Here is a 21,859-nt window from a genome sequence, read left to right as displayed (position 1 = left end):
CTTATGAAAGTTCTTTCGGTTTCGTCCGAAGTCTTCCCCTTGATCAAGACAGGGGGCCTGGCCGATGTGTCCGGCGCCCTGCCGATTGCTCTGAAAGCCTTCGGGGTCGAGACCAAGACCCTCCTGCCCGGCTACCCCGCCGTCATGAAGGTCATTCGCGACCCCGTCGTCAGGCTCGAATTCCCGGACCTGCTCGGTGAGCGGGCAACCGTGCTCGAGGTTGAACACGAGGGCCTCGATCTCCTCGTCCTCGATGCCCCGGCTTATTACGACCGGCCGGGCGGCCCCTATCTCGATCCGCTCGGCAAGGATTATCCCGACAATTGGCGTCGTTTCGCCGCCCTGTCGCTCGCAGCTTCAGAGATCGCCGCCGGTCTGCTGCCCGGCTGGCGGCCGGATCTCGTCCATACCCATGATTGGCAAGCGGCGCTGACCTCGGTCTACATGCGCTATTATCCGACGCCGGAACTGCCGAGCGTGCTGACGATCCACAACATCGCCTTCCAAGGCCAATTCGGCTCCGACATCTTTCCCGGCCTGCGCCTGCCCGACCATGCCTTCGCCGTCGACGGCATCGAATATTACGGCACCGTCGGCTTCCTCAAGGGTGGCCTGCAGACCGCCCATGCGGTCACGACCGTCAGTCCGACCTATGCCGACGAGATCCTGACGCCCGAATTCGGCATGGGGCTCGAAGGCGTCATCGCCACCCGCATCGACGATTTGCATGGCATCGTCAACGGCATCGATACCGATGTCTGGAACCCGGCGACCGACCCCGTCGTCCACACCCATTATGGCCCGACGACGCTGAAGAACCGCGAGGAAAACCGCCGCTCGATCGCCGAGTTCTTCCACCTCGACAATGACGATGCGCCGATCTTCTGCGTCATCAGCCGCCTCACCTGGCAGAAGGGCATGGATATCGTCGCCAACGTCGCAGACCAGATCGTCGCCATGGGCGGCAAACTCGTCGTGCTCGGCTCCGGCGAAGCTGCGCTTGAAGGTGCGCTGCTTGCCTCCGCCAGCCGCCATCCCGGCCGCATCGGCGTCTCGATCGGCTATAACGAACCGATGTCGCACCTGATGCAGGCCGGCTGCGACGCGATCATCATCCCGTCGCGCTTCGAACCCTGCGGCCTCACCCAGCTTTACGGTCTGCGGTATGGCTGCGTGCCGATCGTCGCCCGCACCGGCGGATTGAACGACACCGTGATCGACGCCAATCACGCCGCACTTGCGACGAAAGTGGCAACCGGCATACAATTCTCACCCGTGACCGAAACGGGCATGCTACAGGCAATCCGCCGTGCCATGCATTTTTACGCGGACCGAAAACTCTGGACCCAATTGCAAAAGCAAGGCATGAAATCGGATGTCTCCTGGGAGAAGAGCGCCGAACGCTACGCTGCCCTCTATTCAAGCCTCGTCTCGAAAGGCATGTGACCTAAAATGATCAAGTCCGTACCCACCACGCCCTATCTGGACCAGAAACCCGGCACTTCGGGTCTGCGTAAGAAGGTTCCGGTCTTCCAGCAGCCGAACTATGCGGAGAATTTCATCCAGGCCATCTTCGATTCGCTGGAAGGCTATCAGGGCAAGTGCCTCGTCATCGGCGGCGACGGACGTTACTACAATCGCGAGGTCATCCAGAAGGCGATCAAGATGGCCGCCGCCAACGGCTTCGGCAAGGTGATGGTCGGCAAGGGCGGCATTCTGTCGACGCCGGCCGCGTCCCACATTATCCGCAAGTACAAGGCCTTCGGTGGCATCATTCTGTCGGCCAGCCACAATCCCGGCGGCCCGACCGAAGACTTCGGCATCAAATACAATATCAACAATGGCGGCCCGGCGCCGGAAAAGATCACCGACGCGATCTACGCCCGTTCCAAGACGATCGATAGCTACAAGATCGCCGATTTCGCCGACGTCAATCTCGACCGTATCGGCAAGGACGAGCTTCCCGGCGGTATGATCCTCTCGGTCATCGATCCGGTCGAGGACTATGCCGCGCTGATGGAAGAGCTGTTCGATTTCGGCGCCATCCGCAATCTGATCAGCCTCGGTTTCCGCATCGCTTTCGACGGCATGAGCGCCGTCACCGGCCCCTACGCCAAGGAGATCTTCGAAAATCGCCTTGGCGCGCCCCTCGGTTCGGTGCGCAACTTCATGCCGCTGCCGGATTTCGGCGGCCATCATCCCGATCCGAACCCGGTTCACTGCAAGGAACTCTTCGATGAGATGATGGGCGAGGACGCGCCCGATTTCGGAGCCGCGTCCGACGGCGACGGCGACCGCAACCTCATCATCGGCCGCGGCATCTTCGTCACCCCCTCCGACAGCCTGGCGATCCTTGCCGCCAACGCCAATCTCGCCCCCGGCTATTCCGGCGGTCTCGCCGGCATCGCCCGCTCGATGCCGACATCGGGCGCGGCCGACCGCGTCGCTGAAAAACGCGGCATCGGCATGTATGAGACGCCAACCGGCTGGAAGTTCTTCGGCAACCTGCTCGACGCCGGCATGGCGACGATCTGCGGTGAGGAGAGCTCCGGCACCGGCTCCAATCATGTCCGTGAGAAGGACGGCCTCTGGGCCGTGCTGCTGTGGCTGAACATCCTTGCCGTGCGTGGCGAGAGCGTCGCCGACGTCGTCACTCAGCACTGGCAGACCTACGGCCGCAACTATTACTCGCGCCACGACTATGAAGGCCTGGACACCGGCGCGGCGAACGGCCTGATGGACAATCTCCGCAGCCAGCTCTCCACCCTCCCCGGCAAGAGCATCGGCAGCCTGAAGGTCGAGAAGGCAGACGATTTCGCCTATCACGATCCGATCGACAAGTCGGTCAGCGAGCATCAGGGCATCCGCCTGCTCTTCGAGGGCGGCTCCCGTGTCGTCTTCCGCCTGTCGGGCACCGGCACGTCTGGCGCAACCTTGCGCGTCTATATCGAGCGCTACGAGCCGGATTCGACTCGTCACAACATCGAAACGCAGGAAGCGCTCGCAGATCTGATTGCGGCCGCCGAAAGCATTGCCAGCATTCGTGAGCGCACGGGACGCGATGAGCCAACCGTGATCACCTGATCCGGGGGGACCATGCGGGACAGCAATTCGGCGCGGGGCGCGATCGTCTTCGAGACCGGCGTCGAATTTGCGGTGTGGTCGCATCATGCCGCGCAGATCGAACTCTGCCTCTTCGAAGATGACGGCAACAAGGAATTCGCGCGCCTGCCGATGGCCCGCGATGGCAACCACATCCATCGCCTCTTCGTCGACGGCCTCCGGCAAGGCGCCCGCTACGGCTATCGCGCCGACGGCATCTATGCGCCCGACAACGGCCTCTGGTTCGATCCGTCAAAACTGCTGATCGACCCTTACGCCAAGGAGATCGACCGGCCGTTCCGTTACGATCCCCGCCTCGGGCTCTACGGCGAAGACAGCCAGGATCTGATGCCGAAGGCGATCGTCACCACCGACACCCCAGCCACAATCGACAAGCCACTCTTCGAGCCGGGCGGTTTTATCTATGAAGTGGCGGTGCGGCCCTTCACCATCCTTCACCCCGATGTGCCGGAAACCGAACGCGGCACGGTCGCAGCCCTTGCCCATCCCTCCGTTATCGCGCATCTGAAGCGAATCGGGGTCGATGCCATCGAACTGATGCCGATTACCGCCTGGATCGATGAGCGCCATCTGCCGCCGCTCGGCCTCACCAACGGCTGGGGCTACAACCCCGTCGGCCTGATGGCGCTCGATCCGCGGATCGCCCCCGGCGGCATGGCGGAGCTGCGCAACACCGTTGCCGCTATCCATGCCGAAGGCATCGCCGTCATCCTCGATCTGGTCTTCAATCATACCGGCGAGAGCGACCGCTATGGCACCACGCTGTCGCTGCGCGGCCTCGACAATCTGCATTATTACCGCCACGCCCAAAACAGCCCCGGCGAACTCATAAACGACACCGGCACCGGCAACACGATCGCCTGCGATCATCCCGAGGTCAGGCGCCTCGTCATCGACAGCCTGCGCCATTTTGTCCTCAATGCCGGCGTCGATGGTTTCCGCTTCGATCTCGCCCCGGTGCTGGGCCGCACCGCGAGCGGGTTTGAGCGCGACGGAGGAACGCTTGCCGCAATCTTGGCGGACGACGTGCTCGCCGACCGGATCATGATCGCCGAACCCTGGGATATCGGTCCGGGCGGTTACCAGCTCGGCAACTTCCCGCCGCCCTTCCTCGAATGGAACGACAGGGTTCGTGACGATCTGCGCTGTTACTGGCGGGGCGACCAGTGGAAGACCGGCTCGCTCGCGACGGCGCTTGCCGGTTCCTCCGACATCTTCTCCGGCAACGACGGCAAAGAGACGCGCAGCGTCAACTTCCTCGCCGCCCATGACGGCTTCACGCTGATCGACCTCGTCTCCTATGCCGGCAAGCACAATGACGCCAATGGCGAGCACAATCGGGACGGCCACAACGAGAACCATTCCTGGAACAATGGGGTTGAAGGCGAGACCCTCTATCCCACAATTCGCAAGCGCCGGATCAATGACGTGATGGCGCTGATATCGACGCTCTTTGCCACCCGTGGCAGCATCATGCTGACGGCGGGTGACGAAGGCGGCCGCAGCCAGCGCGGCAACAACAACGCCTATTGCCAGGACAACGAAATCACCTGGCTGGACTGGAAGGCGCTGAACGAGGATCTCATCGCGCATACCGCGTTCGTCGCAGGGTTGCGCCGCCGCTTCACAGTTTTCTCCGAAACACGCTTCCTCTCCGGCAACGGCGATGTCGAATGGATCTCGCTCTCCGGCGAACCGATGACCGTTGCCGAATGGGAGACGCCGTCGCTTTCGACGCTCGGCATGCTGCTCGCCACCGGCGACCGCTCCTCGCGCGGCAGAAACACCCGGCTTGCTGTGCTTTTCAATCGCTCGGAGAGCCGCCAGCTCTTTGTGCTTCCGTCGGAAAACGAGCCGGGCTGGAGCCAACTGACCCCGGAGGGAGCGAAGAAGCCCGACGCCAGCGTGACCGTCGAGCCACGCTCCGTCGCCTTTTTCGTAGAAAAATGACCGCCTCCTCACACTCACGCAAATCCTTGTCGCAATCGTCATAAATGCACGATAAGGCTTGGCCCGGCGGCTTTTCTCACGAGGAATTCATGGTCACGGAAATTTCACTCTCCGACGTGCGGGGATTGATCGGCATGGAAACGGGTCTTTCGGATTGGATTACCGTCGACCAGACAATGATCGACGCTTTTGCGGGGGCGACCGACGACCATCAGTTCATTCATGTCGATCCCGGGCGCGCGGCCGCTGAAAGCCCCTTCGGCGGCACCATCGCCCATGGCTTCCTGACGCTGTCCCTGCTGTCGGCGATGAACTACAATTGCCTGCCGAAAGTGCGCGAGCAGACCATGGGCATCAACTACGGCTTCGATCGCGTCCGCTTCATGACGCCGGTCAAGAGCGGCGCCCGCGTGCGCGGCCGTTTTCTGCTCTCCGACGCCCGCTTCCGGGGCGGCGGCATGCTGATGACCACCTACGACGTGACGATCGAGATCGAAAACGAGAAGAAGCCGGCACTGACGGCACGATGGATCACCATCATCCAGTTCGACCCGAAGGACCGGCCGGAAGACGCGTAGGAAAGCGCCGCTATCCTACGCGCCCGGAAACGACTTCGCCGCATCCAGCACGGATGCCGCCCATTGGTACGAAATGGGCGGCACTGTCATTTGCGACCCTGAAAATCTCATCCGGTTAGGCAGCGGGCTTGGAAGCCTCAATGGCCGGCATCTTCCGCCGCCTCGGCCAAGAGCCCGAAGACGTAATCGGAAAACGACCGCCAGCACTCCACCCGGAACGTATCTTCTTCCGTCCGGAAAAGTACGATCTCCGCCTTGCCGAAGACCGTGCGCGAGGCAGCACCGACCGGAAAGGACGACAGCGACAGGTCCTGCGGGCAGCCGGCCGCAAGCGTGGTCTCCGCACCCGGCCCCGAAACGATGACCGCCACGTTGCGGTGGGAGACATCTGTCGCGGAATGCAGCGCGCCGGCGCTGGAACATGCCGCCATCAGATCGCCGCCGGCCTCGTCGATCAACAGCCACTCGTCCGGCCCGATCCAGAGCGCCGAGCGCGCACCGGCGCGGCCGGACGTTTTCGGAGCGATCGGCACAGACAGGCCGAGAGCCAAAGAAAGTGCTTTGAGCGATCCAGCGGGCGCGCGCAGCGCCACGCGGCTCGCGGACGGTGCGACGGACAGGCGCACGGTGGCGGAGCCGCCGAGACGGCCGGCCAGCGCCGGCTTGCGAATTGCGACATCAGCCATGGATGCGGCCTCCTTCCTTGTCAAAGAACACCAGATCCGTCACTTCGACGGCGATCGTCCGGTCCGGCATCGGCACATAAAGCGTCTCGCCCATCCGCGCCCGGCCGCCGGCGACCAGCGCGAAGGCGATCGACCTGCCGCAATTTTCCGACCAATAGGCCGATGTGACATGGCCGAGCATCGTCATCGGCTTCGGCTCATTCGGGCTCGCGACGACCTGCGCGCCTTCTTCGAGCACCAGCTTCGGATCCTTGGTGACGAGGCCGACGAGCTGCTTGCGCCCCTCCTTAACGAGGTCCGGCCGCTGCAGCCCGCGAATGCCGACGAAGTCCTTCTTCTTCTTCGAAACGGCCCAGGCGACGCCCGCGTCGTCAGGGGTCACGGTCCCGTCCGTATCCTGGCCGACGATGATATAGCCCTTCTCGGCGCGAAGAACGTGCATCGTCTCCGTACCGTAGACGCAGGCGCCGAGCGGTTCGGCATTGGCCCAGACCGCTTCGAGCACCGACTGGCCGTAATCGGCCGGCACGTTGATTTCGAAACCGATTTCACCGGTGAAAGAAACGCGGAAGAGTCGCGCTGGTACGCCGCAGACCGTGCACTCGGCGACACTCATATGCGGGAAGGCCTCGTTGGAAAGATCGACACCTTCGACGAGAGGTTCGACGATCTCGCGCGCCTTCGGCCCTTGTACGGCGATGACGGCCCATTGTTCAGTCACCGAGGTCAGCCATACCTTCAGATCCGGGAATTCCGTCTGCAGGTAATCTTCCATGTGATGGAGAACACGCGGCGCTCCGCCTGTCGTCGTCGTCACATGGAAACGGTCCTCCGCCAGGCGACCGACGACGCCGTCGTCATAAACGAAGCCGTCCTCACGCGTCATGATGCCGTAGCGCGCCTTGCCAGGCTTCAGCGTGTCCCAGGCATTGGTGTAGATGAGATTGAGGAATTTCGCCGCATCCGGGCCTACGACCTCGATCTTGCCGAGCGTCGATGCGTCGAAGATACCCGCCGACTCGCGGGCCGTCCGGCACTCGCGCGCAACCGCCTGGTGCATGCTCTCGCCCGAGCGCGGATAGAACCAGGCGCGTTTCCAGTTGCCGACATCCTCGAAAACAGCGCCATGCGCTTCTTCCCAGCCGTGCAGCGGCGTCTTGCGCGTCGGATCGAACAACTTGCCGCGCGAATGGCCGATCAGCGTACCATAGGTCACCGGCGTATAGGGCGCGCGGAAGGTGGTGAGACCGACTCGCGGGATTTCCTTGCCGAGCATTTCGGCGGCGATCGCCAGGCCATGCATATTGGAAAGCTTGCCCTGGTCCGAGGCCATGCCGTTGGTCGTAAACCGCTTGATATGCTCGATCGAGTGCATGCCCTCGCGCACGGCGAGGCGGATATCCTTGGCGCAGACATCGTGCTGGAAATCGATGAAGGCCTTGGCATTCGTCTTTGGGCCGGCGCCTTCGGCAGCACCGATCATCCCGCCGGTCCAGTCATAGGGCTGCTCGGCCGAGATCGTGATCTTGCCGCCGCCGCTCTTGCCAGCGGCCTGCGCCATCAGTTCGCCGGCGGCAAGCGATTCCTCGACCGTCCGCTGCAGGTCGTCGGTGCCGTTGCAGGCGCCGACAGACAGGCAATCCTGCGCATAGGTGCCGGGCAGGAAGCGCTGACTTTCCGCCTCGAAGGCCACCTTGCCGCGCGACTGCGAGAACAGATGCACCGACGGCGTCCAGCCGGCCGAAACCAGAAGCGCATCGACCGCGATCTTGCGCGGCGAACCGCCGCCGTTGCGCGCCACCGTCATCGATGAGATGCGCAGCCGCCCCGCCGTATTGACGACCGACTGGCCGGTGAGCACGTCGATGCCAAGCGCACGCGCCTCCGCCAGTACCGCCGCTCCCGGCGCCTGTCTGCAGTCGACGATGGCGGCGACCGAGACACCGGCCCGCTTGAGATCGAAAGCCGCCTCGTAGGCGGAGTCATGCGCCGTGTAGATGCCGACATTGCTTCCGACGGCAACGCCGTAATGATTGAGGTACATCCGCCCCGCCGAAGCCAGCATGATGCCGGGCCGGTCGTTGTTCGGAAATACCATATGCCGCTCGATCGCGCCGTTGGCGAGGATTACCCGCTTGGCGCGGACCTGCCAGAGCCGCTCGCGCGGCAGATCGCTCGATGGTTTGGCGATATGATCGGTGACGCGTTCGGCAAGGCCGACGAAATTGTGGTTGTAGTAACCGAAGGCGGTCGTGCGGATGAGCACTTCGACATTGTCCATCGCCTTCAACCGCGCCACGGTTTTCTGCGCCCAGGCGTAACCATCCTGTCCGTCGATCCTGACGCCGGCATCGTAGCGCAGCGCACCGCCGGCTTCCGCCTGCTCGTCGCAAAGGATCACCTTCGCACCGGTCTGGGCCGCTGCCAGCGCCGCCGAAAGTCCGGCCACACCGGCGCCGACCACCAGCACGTCGCAATGGGCGTAGCGGCTGGCATAATGGTCCGGATCCTCCTCCGTCGGCGCGACGCCGAGGCCGGCAGCGCGACGGATGAACGGCTCGTAGACATGTTTCCAGGCGGAGCGCGGCCACATGAAGGTCTTGTAGTAGAAGCCGGCGGCGAAGAACGGCGACATCAGGTTGTTGACCGCGCCGACGTCATAGGCAAGCGAAGGCCAGCGGTTCTGCGACTGGACGATCATGCCGTCGAAGACTTCCTGCACCGTGGCGCGCACGTTCGGCTGCTTGCGCGCCTTGTCACGGGCGACGTCGATCAGCGCGTTCGGCTCTTCGGCCCCTGCCGAGAGGATGCCGCGGGCCCGGTGATATTTGAACGAACGGCCGACGAGATGAATGCCGTTGGCGATCAGCGCCGAGGCGACAGTATCGCCTTCTAGCGCGGTATAGCTCTGGCCGTCGAAGCTGAAGCGCGCGGTCTTTGCAGGCGTCAGACGCCCCTTGCCGACGATACGATTGGCACCGCTCATTGCGCCTCTCCTTCCACGGCTTCATAGGTCTCGACAGGCCCGTGCTGTTCGGCCTCGGCACCGATCCGCGGCTTCGGCTCGCCTGCCTTGTAGGTCATGATGAACTTGTCGCTCACCGTATCGCGCGCCGCGTTGAAGAAGCGGCCGCAGCCGTGAATATGCCGCCAGCGCTCGAAGATCAGCCCCTTCGGGTTGTCACGCAGAAAGAAATACTCTTCGAATTCCTCATCCGAGATCGAGGCGATATCGGCCGGCCGCGCGATATGCGCGTCACCCGCGCCGCGGAATTCGAGTTCGGAACGCTCTTCCTGACAATAAGGGCAATGGATCAGCAGCATATGAAATTTCCTTCTCCTCCCTTTCTCCCCAGCAGGGAGAAGGTACGTTCAAGGCGGATGAGGGCGTGAATAACCAAAGAAGCGAGCATCTGAGCGAACACGTTCATCATCAGTGCGCCACCGCCGCAGCCGCCGCTTCATCGATCAGCCGGCCGCTGCGGAAGCGTTCCAGCGTCAGGCCGGCATTGAACTTGTGCGCTTCATCGCGGGCGATCAGATGCGCAAAGAGATTGGCCGAGCCCGGCGTCGCCTTGAAGCCGCCGGTGCCCCAGCCGCAATTGACGTAAAGCCCCGGAACCGGCGTCTTCGACTGGATTGCCGAACGATCCGGCGTATTGTCGACGATGCCACCCCATTGCCGCATCATCTTGACGCGCCGGAACATCGGAAAGAGTTCGCAGATGGCGTCGAGCGTATGCGTGATGATCTGCAACCCGCCGGTCTGGGAATAGGAATTATACTGGTCTGTGCCGGCGCCGATGACGAGCTCGCCCTTGTCGGACTGCGAGATATAGGCATGCACCGTGTTCGACATGACGACGCAGGGGAAGATCGGCTTCAGCGGCTCGGAGACCAGCGCCTGCAGCGGGCTCGACTGCAGCGGCACGCGCACATCCGCCATCTTCATGATTGTCGATGTATGGCCCGCGGCCGATACGCCGACCTTTCTGGCGCCGATGAAGCCGCGCGAAGTCTCGACCCCGGTCACCCGTCCGTCCGGACCGCGCCGGATGCCGGTCACTTCGCAGTTCTGGATGATGTGCACGCCTCGGTCTGAGGCTGCCCGCGCATATCCCCAGGCTACAGCATCGTGCCGCGCCGTGCCGCCGCGGCGCTGCAGCGCCGCACCATTGATCGGATAGCGCGCACTGGCAGAGATGTCGAGCGGCGGACAATAGGCCTTCGCCTGCTCCGGCGTCAGCCATTCATTGTCGATGCCGTAAAGCCGGTTGGCGTGGATGTGTCGCTTGAACGACTGCTGGTCGTGAATATTGTGCGAGAGCATCATCACGCCGCGCGGCGAATACATCACATTGTAGTTGAGCTCCTGTGAAAGCCCCTCCCAGAGCTTCATCGAATGCTCGTAAATGTGCATGCTCTCTTCATAGAGATAGTTCGAACGGATAATGGTCGTATTGCGCCCGGTATTGCCGCCGCCGAGCCAGCCCTTCTCGATCACCGCCACATTGGTGATGCCGTGCTCCTTGGCAAGATAGTAGGCGGCTCCCAAGCCGTGTCCGCCAGCGCCGATGATAACGACATCGTACTCGGCGCGCGGTTCCGGCGAAGTCCACTGCTTCTCCCAACCTCTGTGGCCGCGAAGGGCCTCCCGCGCCACGGCAAAAACCGAATATTTCCGCATCCGCCTTCTTCTCCTTCGGGCAAGGGGGCTGTTCTCGCGCCCATACAAATCGCAAATCCAAATGCGGCACAACGGCTCTTTTGCGACGTGCGAGAGCTTCACTTTTGACACTGAACGACATCGTGTCGAAAACTGTGCAGTTTCCGATGCTGTCCAGCGATGACTCTGAAACGAACGTCATCTTGCATGATGCTGCGAAGAACGCCGTTCTCCCGGCGGCAGACTTGCCTAACCCAAGAGGGTGAAAAGACAAGCAGTTAGTATGATGTTAATTTTTCCCCGTTGCCGGGACTGGTGTATCATGTGCATACGGGGGCGGGGTTTATTCCAGGCGCTTTACATTGCGCTATGCGGCGTCCGGCTGGCAGCTGCCGCCGAGCCGGTCGGCCAGGCTGTGGTTATCAAGACCGAGGTGACGGGACAAGCCGGCCCGATCGAAGTCAACAACAGCGTTCACCGCGACGAGCGTATCAGGACATCGCAATCCGGACTCGGCCAATTCCTGTTTCGCGACGGTACCAAGCTGGCGGTCGGCTGGGGCTCTTCGGTCGTCATCGACAAATATGTCTTCGACGATTCACAATCGGTCAAGAAACTCACCATCAAGGCAGCGAAAGGTACCTTTCGCTGGGTCAGCGGCAATTCCCAATCCTCGGCCTACCAGATTCTGACGCCCGCCGGCACCATCGGCGTGCGCGGCACCGCATTCGATTTCTACGTCGGCCAGGACGGCACCACGGCCGTCGTCTTGCTGAACGGTGCGGCCAGCTTCTGCGGCCCGGGCGGCTGCCGCCAGTTGCAGCAGCGCTGCGATTGCGTCGTCGCCAAGCCGAACGGCGATATGTCGCCGGCCCGCCGGGTCGATCCGAGCGTTCTCGATACACTCGGAAATCCCCGCGCCCTCCCCTTCCTCTCCGGCAACCAGCGGCTTGCGGGCGGCATCGGCATGCTCGGCGGCTGCAATATGGCCTCGGTTGCACCGGAACGAAAAGACAGAGTGCGACCTCCGCCGGCAATTGCGCCAGCTCCGCAAAGACAGGATCCGCCGCAGAGACAGGCCGAGCCACAAAAGGAGCGACCGAGCAAGCCCGATAAGCCCCATCATGACCATGAGAGGCCGCATCATGACAAGCCCCATCATGACAAGCCGGATAGACCGGACAAGCATGATGGCCATGGCCGGCATGACAATGACGGCAAGCCCGGAAATCACGGCGAGGATCATCGCGGACACAACCGCGGTGATCATGAACATCACGATCGCGATCACAATCGTGATCATGATGATGACAACGATCGCAACCACGACAGGGGTCGTGGCCGCTGAGGCCCGTCAGTCTGCAGCGCTCTTTTCGATTCCCTCCGGCACTTCGCGGAAATGACCGGTCCTGCCGGATATGCGCTGGTAGAATTCCGCCAGACCGCCGATCACCTGCACTGCCCTGAGCTTTGCGGTCCCGATAAGCTTACGGCTGTTCCTGGAATGCGATTGCAGGGCCTGCATCAGCTGCCGGTGAACGACCTCGAGCGCGGCGAATTCCTGGGACACCGCCACCCGTTCATCGCCGACGACGGCAAGGATCTGTGTCCGGCTGCTCTTCCCCTTGAGCGGAAGGGCGCCCGCTTCGATCAGCGCCATTCCCTGCACTGAGCGTGCGGTGCGGTCGGAGATAAGAATATCGAAGCCGACTTCCTTGCAGGACGATTCGATGCGGGCCGCGACGTTGACGGCATCTCCGACAGCCGAATAGTTGAAGCGGGTCTTGGCGCCCATATTGCCGACGCAAGCAACGCCGGTATGGATGCCGATGCCGATGCCGACCTCCTGATCGGATCCGAAACCGAAGGCGTCGGCGGCGTTCAGTTCGGCGAGTGTCTCGCGCATGGCGAGCGCCGCGCGAACCGCCTTGATTTCGTGATCCGCAACATCGACCGGCGCATTCCAGAATGCCATGATCGAATCGCCGATAAACTTGTCGAGAGTACCTTCGTTGGCCACGACATGACGGCTCAGCGCGTCGAGCAATGTATTCAGGAAGGCAACGACATCCGTCGGTGCCAGCCTTTCGCTGATCTCGGTGAAGTTCCTGACGTCGACGAACATTACCGTCAGCTCCCGGTCATCCCCACCGAGGCGCAAGGCATCGCGGTTATGTTCGATGCGATGGAGCAGTGACGGAGAAAGATAATGTCCGAAGGCGCGCCGCACCTCGCGCCTTTCCCGGTCGATCACCAGAATGCGGAACGAGGTTGCGGCAAAATGGGTGATCGATCCGCTGACGATCGGAGCCAGCGGATCGAGAAGAAGCCCCGCATAAAGAAAGGAGAGCCAGGAGGCCACGAGCGCCATTGCGGTAATAAGCAGGCCGCAGACCAGTGCGACGGCGGGACTGACGAAAGTCGTCACCACTACGAGCAGGCAGCCGAGCACCGCTATCGTGAGGATTTCCAGGCCGTCCGCCCAATCGGGCCGCGACAGGAAGCGGCCGGAGAGAATCTGTTCGACGGCCTGCGCATGCATCGAAACCCCGGGAACATTCTCGCCGAGCGCCGTGACGCGGATGTCCTGCAGGCCTGCCGCCGAGGTGCCGATGAAGGTGATGCTGCCGTCAATGGCGGCAGCGACCTCGGGAGGGGCGCCTCCGGCGGCGAGCACCTGGCGGGCGGAGATATAGCGCTCGGCTCGGTCGGGGCTGACATAGAGCCAGAATTCGCCCGCCGCCGTTAGCGGCACGACGAAATCGCCGATCTTTGCCGATGTCATCACGCCGGCCCGATCGGGCGCGCCGGCCACTACATAAGTCGATACACCCTGCGCGACGCGCAACGCCTCGACGGCGAGATTGGGATAGAGCTGCACGCCGTCGGTCAGGAACAACGGCACCGCCCGCACCACCGGCGAAGGATTGCCGGGATTGAGGCTGATATGGCCGAGCCCTGCCGCGTTGGCTTCCAATTGCGGCCTGAGCGGCGTCGATGCGGCAAGGTAGGGCGGAGCCGAGACGGGGCTTTCCCCGGTGAAAGCAAAGCCCGCCTTGACAGGCGGCCGGTAACTGCCCTCGTTGGAAAGCCCGAAGCCGAGCACGACGGGTTTGCCGGAGATCGAGCGGGCAAATATCTCGTCATTGTCGGGGAGCTTCTCGGCCAGGGACGGGTCAACCCCCGCGACCTCGCGCACGACGTTGCGCGGCGACAGCCTGTCCGGCTCTGAAAAGAGGACGTCGAAGGCGATGGCCGCAGCGCCCATGTCGGAGAGCCGGTCCACCAGCATGGCCAACCGGTCCCGTGGCCACGGCCATTGACCGAACTCGCGCAGCGACGCCTCGTCGATGTCGATCACATGGACCGGCATGGGCTCGAATGTTCTCGGAAGCAGGCGCTGGTACTCGTCGAAAGTCACGCCACGGATCAGCTTGAAGATTCCGGGATCGTCTGCCCGCAGCATCGTCAGGGCCGCCACGATCACCAGGCCGATAACGACACCGATCTGCTGCACGCGCGTCATCATCTCAACCGGTGTCCCTCCCACGGCCGATCGAGCGGCCCGCGCCTGTCGGCCGACACGCTACGCCGCTTTCTGTCCGAACGCCATTCGCCCATGCGCTCCCGACGCTTCTTTTCGCTTTCCAGCCTTCCGCTTCCCGCCGGTCGGCGCAACAGTGTCTGCAAATTCGACGACGCTGTCGTTCCGCCATGCTTTTGCTTGGACGGCTCGGCTTCGAGCTTGCCGGGGGCGCGGCGAAATGTTCTTGTAACGGCCGAAGCGCGAATGCTTTTATGTCGAAGAGTGAGGGGCTCCCGTGATTTCCGAAACCGCCGTGCGCCGCAGCGGCTATTGGCTGATCGTCGTCGTGCTGGCGATGCTTGCAGGACTGCCGCTTGCCGTCTGGCTCGACATCAGCGATCTCTCCGGAAACACCCTCAGACGCCAGGCGCGCGATATGAGCTCGCTAATATCGAGCATCCGCTCCTACTATTCCGCCAATGTCGTCGGACGCGTTCTGGCCGCGCACGCCAGCGGCGCGACCGCAGGCACGGTCGTTTCCCACAACTACGCCAATATCCCAGGCGCCATCCCGCTGCCGGCAACACTTTCGCTGGAACTCGGCGACGTCATAAAGGAGCAGCAGGCCAACATCACATACCGCTTCGTCTCCGATCTGCCGTTCAAGAGCCGCGCTTCCCACGAGCTCGACGATTTCGAGAAACGAGCGCTTGCCGCGTTGCGCGCCAATCCGCAGCAGACGTTGAGCGACCTCACCCGCGTCGGATTGACCGATACCCTACGGCTCATTACGCCCGTCGTCATGAGCCAGGCCTGCGTTGCCTGTCACAACAGCCACCCGGAAAGCCCGAAGACCGATTGGAAGGTCGGCGATGTGCGCGGCATTCAGGAAGTGGTGATCAAGCAACCCTATGCAAGCAACGTTTTCGCCTTCAAATATCTGCTCTGTTATTTTCTTTTTGTCGCCGTCATCGGCCTCAGCTTCATTCTGCTGCAGCGCCAGCAGGCCCGCGCGATCCATGGCGCCAACCGGGATCTCGAAGCGGCGAACGAATTCCTGGCGAGCGTTTCGCTGAAGATTTCACGCTATCTGTCGCCGCAGATCTACAAAAGCATCTTCAGCGGACAGAAAGACGTCGTCGTCCATACCGAGCGCAAGCGCCTGACGATTTTCTTCTCCGACATCAAGGATTTCACCGCGACCACCGAGCGGCTGCAGCCCGAAGCGCTGACGGAGATGCTCAACGAATATCTCACCGAAATGTCGAACATTGCCCTCGCCCATGGCGGCACGGTGGACAAGTTCATCGGCGATGCCATGCTGGTCTTCTTCGGCGACCCGGAAACGAAGGGTCCGGAGGAGGATGCGAAAGCCTGCCTGCGCATGGCCGTCGACATGCAGCGCCGCCTCGGCGAACTCAAGGACAGATGGCGCAGAAACGGCACCGAGGAGCCTTTCGTCGTGCGCATGGGCATCAACAGCGGTTATTGCAACGTCGGCAATTTTGGCAGCAACGATCGCATGGACTATACGATCATCGGGGCGGAGGCCAATCTCGCAGCCAGGCTGCAGTCGATCGCCCAGGGCGGAGAAATCGTCATCAGCTACGAAACCTATGCGCTGGTGAACGAGATTGTCGATGCCCATCCCTTGCCGCCGATCACCATGAAGGGCATCCAGCGCGAGGTCGTGCCCTATGCCGTCGATGGACTGACGCTCGGCGCCGAACACAAAAGCCGGGTTCTCAGCGAACATCTCTCGGGTCTCGACCTGCATCTGGATATGAGCCGGCTGGAGCCTGCCGATCGACTCCGGGTCAGGACGGCGCTCAAGGAGGCAATCGCCGCCCTGGACGAGGCCCCGCCGGAAGCGGCTCGCTTGAGACAGGATGCCGGGCAGATGTGATTTTTCCACCTGCCGCCGATATCCATCTGGACTTCCCCTACTCGATCTGCTATCCCGCATCACCAATCGCAAGGCTGCGGCCGCGCGAACGTTATATTTTTGCCCCTGGCGCTGCGCTGCCTCAGGCATCAACCAAACCAAAGGAACGTGATTCTCGTGCAGGTACTTGTCCGCGATAACAATGTCGATCAGGCTCTCCGCGCTCTCAAGAAGAAGATGCAGCGCGAAGGCATTTTCCGCGAAATGAAGATGCGCGACTACTACGAGAAGCCGTCGCAGAAGCGCGCTCGCGAAAAGGCCGAGGCTGTTCGCCGTGTTCGCAAGCTGGCCCGCAAGCGCGCCCAGCGCGAAGGCCTGGTCGCACGCTAAGCGTTGCCGTCGTTTTTTCGACGTTTTCAGATGCATTGTGGCGGGGGCGATGGGTTCGCCGCCGCCTTTTTAGTTTGCCGCTGAAGATCGCGTATCCAGATATCGGATATGCCGCATGGGGAAAGCGAGCCCGAATGGCTGATACCACCTTCAATCCGTCCCGCGCTTGGCGCTTTCAGAAAACCGCATTCCTGCCGGCCTTGACGCTGGCGGCCATGGTTGGCCTCGCCGGCTGCGAGACGACCAACACGACGGATGCCGTAATCCGCATCGACAAGGCGCAGGGCTCGGAAGAAAACATCGCGTCGCTGACGGCCGTTATCAACGCCAATCCGAGGGATCCCGAAGGGTATAATGTCCGCGGTTCAGCCTATGGCCGCGGCGGCCAGTTCCGTCAGGCGCTAAATGATTTCAACACTGCATTGCAGATCAACCCGCGCTTCTTCCAGGCCTATGCCAACCGCGCGCTCGTCTATCGCAACATGGGCCAGCAGCAGCAGGCGATTGCCGACTACAATGCCGCCCTGCAGATCAATCCGAGCTACGACGTCGCCTATATCGGCCGCGGCAATGTCTATCGCATAGCCGGACAGGACGATGCAGCTTTCAACGATTTCAGCAAGGCGATCCAGCTCGGCACGACCGATGGCCGCGCCTATCACAATCGTGGCCTGATCTACCAGAAGCGCAATCAGCAGGATAAGGCAATCGACGATTTCTCGAAGGCTATCTCGCTCGCGCCGAATTCGCCCGAGCCCTATAATGGCCGCGGCATCTCCTATATTGCGCTGAATGACGACGACAACGCGTTTGCCGATTTCAATCACGCGATCGATCTCAACGGCAACATCGCCGAATCCTGGGCCAACCAGGCTCTTGTCTACGAACGCCGCGGCGACAAGGCAAAAGCTGCCCGCTCCTATCGCCATGCGGTCGGACTTGACCCGAAATACCAGCCGGCCCGCGATGGTCTCGCCCGAGTCGGCGCTCCAGCCGGCTAAGGATGTGAATTGGGGCGGCCGGAACATCGGATGCCCCCAGAACCTTGGCGTTGCAGGAAAATAAATCTCCGGCAGAACCGCTTTATCGATGACCGGCCCCGGTGCGCGTGCAGCAACGGGTGGCCAGAGTAAGCCGTCATGAAGGCGCCGCATCGCTTTGAAAAGAGGGACGGAAAAACCGCCGCCGGCTTCGATGGCATGTCATAGTATGTTGCAACCTGCTTTTGCTCCCCCTAACATGTGGCTGCTTCGATAGCCCGCTATCGGGGTGTGCGAAAACACGTTGAGGGCGGTTTGCGAGAGATGCGGATCTTTGCTTTCCTGACCGCAGACGAAATTGTTGCGGACAGCGCGCACAGCAGCGCCGCGCGTCCTTCAAGACGCACAAGGGACGCGGCAATACCGGGACTTGTGGCGGCGGCGCGCAATAAATGAAGATCGTCGCACTGTTTTTTCCCAAAGCTTCGATCGGCACCTATCTGGTTGCCATGGCGGTGGCGATCGCGCTGCCGATCTTCGCCTTCGTGGCGCTGCTTCTGCTGCAGCTGGAGGACAACCAGCGCTCGACGCTGAAGCGCGAGACGGCGCAGGACGCGCTTGCCCTTTCGCGCATCATCGATCGCCAGCTTCAGGACATGGCGACGACGCTGCGGCTGCTTTCGAGCTCTCCTGAACTTGAAAACGGCGATCTCGCCTCCTTCCACGAGCGCACGGAAACGGCTCTGCGGAACAATGCGCTCTATGTCCTTGCCGTCGACCGCAATGGCCAGCAACTGCTGAACACGCGCCGGCCTTTCGGCACGCCGCTCGAAAAGACGGCAAACATCGCCGCGCTCGATGCCGCAATGAAATCCGGCCAAATCGAGGCGTCCGATGTTTTTCACGGCAGAACCAGCGGCGAGTGGGTCTACAACGTCACTTTGCCAAGGCAGGGCGATCCTGTCGCCGCCCTCATCATCACCCAGGACGCCAGGGATCTCGGCCGGCTGGTGACGACCCAAGGTCTTGCCCCCGGTTGGTCGGCCGCCGTCATCGATCAAAGCGGCCACGTGGTTGTTGCCGCCGGTCCCGCCGCCCTCACGCCTGGCACCCCCTTCGATCCGCGCATCCTGCCGGCGCTTAGCTTTTCCCGGGGTGTTTTCGAAGACAAGGCGATCCTGCCGCACATGCTCCTCGGTTACGCACAGATTCCTGGCTGGTCGTGGAAGACGGTGATCTGGGGGCCGGTGGCGCAGGCGTCGATTCTCAGCACCTGGCGTTTCCTCATCATCGGCGGCGTCGCACTCGTGCTCGTCGCGATCCTGGCCGCCTATGCTGTCGCCAGGCAAGTCCGCAGCACCATCCGCGAGATTGCCGACATGGCGAACCGCATGGGCGAAGGCCACATCGTCTCGCCCGTTGAAACGAGCGTCATCGAGGCGAACCAGGTGGCGATCGCTCTTTCGAACGCCTCATTCGATCGCAGCCAGACCGAGGACCGGTTGCGCTTCGTCATGCATGAACTCGTCCACCGCACCAAGAACCTTCTCACGCTTGCTCAGGCCATGATGCGCCAGCTTGCCAAACAGGCCGAAAGCGTCGAAACCTTTCAAGCCGCTGTCGCCGACCGCCTGGAGGGGCTGGCGCGTTCGATCGAGCTCCTGACCAGCGAGCAATGGGGAGGCGTGTCGCTAAGGCGCGTTATCGACATCCACCTCCAGGCCTTCCCGCATGCGCGCGAACAGATCGAGGTCAGCGGTGAAGATTTCGTGCTGAAGCCGGATGCAGTGCAGAATCTTGGCCTTGCCCTGCATGAGCTCGCCACCAATTCGGTGAAATATGGTGCGCTTTCCGCCCCGCAGGGCCGCGTCCGCTTCGACTGGCACGATGTGGGGGATGAAGACAAGCCGGATGCCCTGCTCCGCTTCACCTGGGAGGAGCGCGGCGGCCCGCCGGTCACAGAGCCGTCGCGCTCGGGTTTCGGCACGACCGTCATCAAGGCGCACGCCGCCTCGGCCTTCCGCGGTACGGTAGAGATCGATTTCCGGCCAGAAGGCCTGTTATGGGTTCTGACAGCTCAGCGCTCCACGCTGGAGCGGGAATAACTCAGGAACAATCGCAACCTCAACCCGTTTCGAACAGGTCGTTCACAAGGAGACGGACCATGTTCAAGCAAACGATGACGGCCGCCGTGGCTCTGACGGCGGCCGCCTGGGCAAGCCCGGCGAGCGCGGAAAATTATGTGACGCTTGGCCGCCTGGTCTGCGGATCGGATGGCGGTCAGGGTCTGATCGTCACCTCACAGAAGAACCTCATCTGCACCTACACGCCGGCAGCCGGCGGCGCCAAGGCAGTCTATGCCGGTAAAATCGAGAAGTTCGGCCTCGATATCGGCCAGACGGGCAAGAGCGTGATGATCTGGCAGGTCCTGGCAAAGACCGGCACCGACATGCCACAATTCGCCCTTGCCGGCGAATATTACGGTGTCGGCGCTGATGCGAGCATTGGCGCCGGCGCCGGCGCCAAAGTGATCGCCGGCGGCACCAACAAAGCTTTCATGCTGCAGCCGCTGAATGTCCAGGCCCAGGAAGGGCTGAACCTGGCGATCGGCGTAGAGAAGATGACGCTGGTGCCGGGCGAGATATGAGAAAGCCGCCCCAAAAGGGCGGTTCATCAGCTCAATGCGCGATCGCCTTGTTGATATCCTCGGTCATTTTCTTGGCGTCGCCGAGCAGCATCATCGTGCCGTCCTTGTAGAACAGGGTGTTGTCGATGCCGGCATAACCCGAACCGAGCGAGCGCTTGACGAACAGGCAAGTCTTGGCCCGATCGACGTCGAGGATCGGCATGCCGTAGATCGGCGAGGTCTTGTCGTCACGCGCTGCCGGATTGGTGACGTCATTGGCGCCGATGACATAGGCGACGTCGGCCTGGGCAAATTCCGAATTGATATCCTCGAGCTCGAAGACCTCGTCATAGGGAACATTGGCTTCGGCCAGCAGCACGTTCATATGGCCGGGCATGCGGCCGGCGACCGGGTGGATAGCATATTTCACCTCGACGCCGTTCTTCTTCAGATTGTCGGCAAGTTCGCGCAGCGCATGCTGGGCCTGGGCGACCGCCATGCCGTATCCCGGCACGATGATGACCTTCGAGGCATTCGCCATCAGATAGGCTGCATCCTCAGCCGAGCCGAGCTTGACGGTCTTGTCTGACGTATCGGCCCCACTCGACGCCGTCTCGCCACCGAAGCCGCCGAGAATGACGGAAATGAAGGAGCGGTTCATCCCTTTGCACATGATGTAGGACAGGATGGCGCCTGAGGAACCGACGAGCGCGCCGGTGATGATCAGCGCCAGATTGCCGAGCGTGAAGCCGATGCCGGCCGCAGCCCAGCCTGAATAGGAATTGAGCATCGAGACGACGACGGGCATGTCGGCCCCGCCGATCGGCACGATCAGCAGGACACCGAGCGCCAGCGACAGTGCCACGACCGCCCAGAAGTCGAAGTGGCTTTCGGTCGCGGCAAGGCCGATGATGAAGAGCACGATCAGCGCCAGCAGGGTTGCATTGATCAGGTGCCGGTAGGGCAGCAGGATCGGCTTACCGGACATGCGCCCGTCGAGCTTCAGGAAGGCGATGATCGAGCCGGTGAAAGTCAGCGCCCCAATCGCGACGCCCAGCGCCATCTCGATGCGCGCCTCGGTGTGGATATGGCCGATATCGCCGATGCCGAAGGAGGCGGGCGTATAAAGCGCGGAGGCGGCGACCAGCACGGCGGCAAGGCCGACCAGCGAATGGAAACCGGCAACGAGCTGCGGCATCGAGGTCATGGCGATGGTGCGGGCGACATAGGCGCCGACGCTGCCGCCGATGGCAAGGCCGAGGACGATCAGCACGAAGCCGGCGAAATTGGGCATCGCCAACACCAGCGTCGTCAGGATGGCGATCCCCATGCCGATCATGCCGTAGAGATTGCCCTTGCGGCTGGTGGCGGGGTGCGACAGGCCGCGCAGCGCCAGAATGAAGAGGACGCCGGAAACGAGGTAGAGGAAGGCTGCGATATTGGTCATCG

Annotated in this window: 16 protein-coding genes; 10 read left to right on the top strand and 6 right to left on the bottom strand. The window is 62.3% G+C overall.

Features of this window, described 5'->3' with window-relative positions; genetic code table 11:
* Window positions 1-3: 3 nt before the first annotated feature.
* The 4 genes from glgA to J7U39_RS00740 all read left to right on the top strand — a co-directional run bounded on the left by glgA (window position 4) and on the right by J7U39_RS00740 (window position 5,651).
* Entirely contained in the window at window positions 4-1,446 is a 1,443-nt protein-coding gene (glgA, locus tag J7U39_RS00755) for a glycogen synthase GlgA (RefSeq protein WP_210629829.1), read from the top strand.
* A 6-nt stretch (window positions 1,447-1,452) separates the two neighbouring features.
* Window positions 1,453-3,084 carry an alpha-D-glucose phosphate-specific phosphoglucomutase gene (locus J7U39_RS00750; RefSeq protein WP_210629828.1) on the top strand — a complete coding sequence of 544 codons (1,632 nt, stop codon included), beginning with the start codon at window positions 1,453-1,455 and terminating at the stop codon, window positions 3,082-3,084.
* Between the two features lie 12 nt (window positions 3,085-3,096).
* Complete coding sequence (gene glgX / locus J7U39_RS00745; RefSeq protein WP_210629827.1) at window positions 3,097-5,073, top strand: glycogen debranching protein GlgX; 1,977 nt, start codon at window positions 3,097-3,099, stop codon at window positions 5,071-5,073.
* A gap of 89 nt (window positions 5,074-5,162) precedes the next feature.
* Window positions 5,163-5,651: a MaoC family dehydratase gene (locus tag J7U39_RS00740; RefSeq protein ID WP_210629826.1), complete on the top strand. Its 489-nt coding sequence runs from the start codon at window positions 5,163-5,165 to the stop codon at window positions 5,649-5,651.
* 137 nt (window positions 5,652-5,788) lie between these two features.
* Here J7U39_RS00740 and J7U39_RS00735 read toward each other — a convergent pair whose 3' ends face one another.
* The 4 genes from J7U39_RS00735 to J7U39_RS00720 all read right to left on the bottom strand — a co-directional run bounded on the left by J7U39_RS00735 (window position 5,789) and on the right by J7U39_RS00720 (window position 11,024).
* Entirely contained in the window at window positions 5,789-6,337 is a 549-nt protein-coding gene (locus J7U39_RS00735) for a sarcosine oxidase subunit gamma (protein WP_210629825.1), read from the bottom strand.
* Window positions 6,330-9,323 carry a sarcosine oxidase subunit alpha gene (locus tag J7U39_RS00730; RefSeq protein WP_210629824.1) on the bottom strand — a complete coding sequence of 998 codons (2,994 nt, stop codon included), beginning with the start codon at window positions 9,321-9,323 and terminating at the stop codon, window positions 6,330-6,332. The genes J7U39_RS00735 and J7U39_RS00730 overlap by 8 nt, the downstream gene beginning before the upstream one ends.
* Window positions 9,320-9,661, bottom strand: coding sequence for a sarcosine oxidase subunit delta (locus tag J7U39_RS00725; RefSeq protein WP_210629823.1), 342 nt, complete (start codon window positions 9,659-9,661; stop codon window positions 9,320-9,322). Before J7U39_RS00725 ends, J7U39_RS00730 begins: the two co-directional genes overlap by 4 nt.
* 109 nt (window positions 9,662-9,770) lie before the next feature.
* Complete coding sequence (locus J7U39_RS00720; RefSeq protein ID WP_011426818.1) at window positions 9,771-11,024, bottom strand: sarcosine oxidase subunit beta family protein; 1,254 nt, start codon at window positions 11,022-11,024, stop codon at window positions 9,771-9,773.
* A 307-nt stretch (window positions 11,025-11,331) separates the two neighbouring features.
* Between J7U39_RS00720 and J7U39_RS00715 the strand changes: the two genes are divergently transcribed.
* Window positions 11,332-12,351, top strand: a complete 1,020-nt coding sequence (locus J7U39_RS00715) for a FecR domain-containing protein (protein WP_210631560.1) — start codon at window positions 11,332-11,334, stop codon at window positions 12,349-12,351.
* Window positions 12,352-12,357: 6 nt separating this feature from the next.
* Here the strand turns inward: J7U39_RS00715 and J7U39_RS00710 are convergent, their stop codons facing one another.
* The gene (locus tag J7U39_RS00710) at window positions 12,358-14,529 is read right to left on the bottom strand and encodes an adenylate/guanylate cyclase domain-containing protein (protein ID WP_210631559.1); all 2,172 of its coding nucleotides are present in this window, start codon (window positions 14,527-14,529) and stop codon (window positions 12,358-12,360) included.
* Window positions 14,530-14,884: 355 nt separating this feature from the next.
* Here J7U39_RS00710 and J7U39_RS00705 point away from each other — a divergent pair, with 355 nt between their 5' ends.
* The 5 genes from J7U39_RS00705 (at window position 14,885) to J7U39_RS00685 (ending at window position 20,431) form a co-directional block, all read left to right on the top strand.
* Window positions 14,885-16,435, top strand: a complete 1,551-nt coding sequence (locus J7U39_RS00705; protein ID WP_247241746.1) for an adenylate/guanylate cyclase domain-containing protein — start codon at window positions 14,885-14,887, stop codon at window positions 16,433-16,435.
* A 156-nt stretch (window positions 16,436-16,591) separates the two neighbouring features.
* On the top strand, window positions 16,592-16,804 hold the full coding sequence (gene rpsU / locus J7U39_RS00700; RefSeq protein WP_003585885.1) for a 30S ribosomal protein S21: 213 nt from the start codon (window positions 16,592-16,594) through the stop codon (window positions 16,802-16,804).
* Between the two features lie 134 nt (window positions 16,805-16,938).
* On the top strand, window positions 16,939-17,805 hold the full coding sequence (locus tag J7U39_RS00695; protein WP_210629821.1) for a tetratricopeptide repeat protein: 867 nt from the start codon (window positions 16,939-16,941) through the stop codon (window positions 17,803-17,805).
* A 431-nt stretch (window positions 17,806-18,236) separates the two neighbouring features.
* On the top strand, window positions 18,237-19,889 hold the full coding sequence (locus tag J7U39_RS00690) for a sensor histidine kinase (protein WP_210629820.1): 1,653 nt from the start codon (window positions 18,237-18,239) through the stop codon (window positions 19,887-19,889).
* Window positions 19,890-19,948: 59 nt separating this feature from the next.
* Window positions 19,949-20,431, top strand: a complete 483-nt coding sequence (locus J7U39_RS00685; protein WP_210629819.1) for a DUF992 domain-containing protein — start codon at window positions 19,949-19,951, stop codon at window positions 20,429-20,431.
* A gap of 31 nt (window positions 20,432-20,462) precedes the next feature.
* On the opposite strand, the gene J7U39_RS00680 is transcribed toward J7U39_RS00685, so the two are convergent.
* Entirely contained in the window at window positions 20,463-21,857 is a 1,395-nt protein-coding gene (locus J7U39_RS00680; RefSeq protein ID WP_210629818.1) for an NAD(P)(+) transhydrogenase (Re/Si-specific) subunit beta, read from the bottom strand.
* Window positions 21,858-21,859: the final 2 nt, after the last annotated feature.

The organism is Rhizobium sp. NLR16a (assembly GCF_017948245.1).
Taxonomy (GTDB): domain Bacteria; phylum Pseudomonadota; class Alphaproteobacteria; order Rhizobiales; family Rhizobiaceae; genus Rhizobium.
This window is presented reverse-complemented; position numbering and strand designations above follow the sequence as displayed.

Coding starts and splice junctions, on each gene's coding strand:
- J7U39_RS00685 (WP_210629819.1), top strand. CDS start 19,949: ATGTTCAAGCAAACGATGACGGCCGCCGTGGCTCTGACGGCGGCCGCC.
- J7U39_RS00740 (WP_210629826.1), top strand. CDS start 5,163: ATGGTCACGGAAATTTCACTCTCCGACGTGCGGGGATTGATCGGCATG.
- J7U39_RS00750 (WP_210629828.1), top strand. CDS start 1,453: ATGATCAAGTCCGTACCCACCACGCCCTATCTGGACCAGAAACCCGGC.
- J7U39_RS00720 (WP_011426818.1), bottom strand. CDS start 11,024: ATGCGGAAATATTCGGTTTTTGCCGTGGCGCGGGAGGCCCTTCGCGGC.
- J7U39_RS00710 (WP_210631559.1), bottom strand. CDS start 14,529: ATGACGCGCGTGCAGCAGATCGGTGTCGTTATCGGCCTGGTGATCGTG.
- glgX (WP_210629827.1), top strand. CDS start 3,097: ATGCGGGACAGCAATTCGGCGCGGGGCGCGATCGTCTTCGAGACCGGC.
- J7U39_RS00690 (WP_210629820.1), top strand. CDS start 18,237: ATGAAGATCGTCGCACTGTTTTTTCCCAAAGCTTCGATCGGCACCTAT.
- J7U39_RS00725 (WP_210629823.1), bottom strand. CDS start 9,661: ATGCTGCTGATCCATTGCCCTTATTGTCAGGAAGAGCGTTCCGAACTC.
- J7U39_RS00680 (WP_210629818.1), bottom strand. CDS start 21,857: ATGACCAATATCGCAGCCTTCCTCTACCTCGTTTCCGGCGTCCTCTTC.
- J7U39_RS00735 (WP_210629825.1), bottom strand. CDS start 6,337: ATGGCTGATGTCGCAATTCGCAAGCCGGCGCTGGCCGGCCGTCTCGGC.
- J7U39_RS00730 (WP_210629824.1), bottom strand. CDS start 9,323: ATGAGCGGTGCCAATCGTATCGTCGGCAAGGGGCGTCTGACGCCTGCA.
- J7U39_RS00705 (WP_247241746.1), top strand. CDS start 14,885: ATGCTTGCAGGACTGCCGCTTGCCGTCTGGCTCGACATCAGCGATCTC.
- J7U39_RS00695 (WP_210629821.1), top strand. CDS start 16,939: ATGGCTGATACCACCTTCAATCCGTCCCGCGCTTGGCGCTTTCAGAAA.
- glgA (WP_210629829.1), top strand. CDS start 4: ATGAAAGTTCTTTCGGTTTCGTCCGAAGTCTTCCCCTTGATCAAGACA.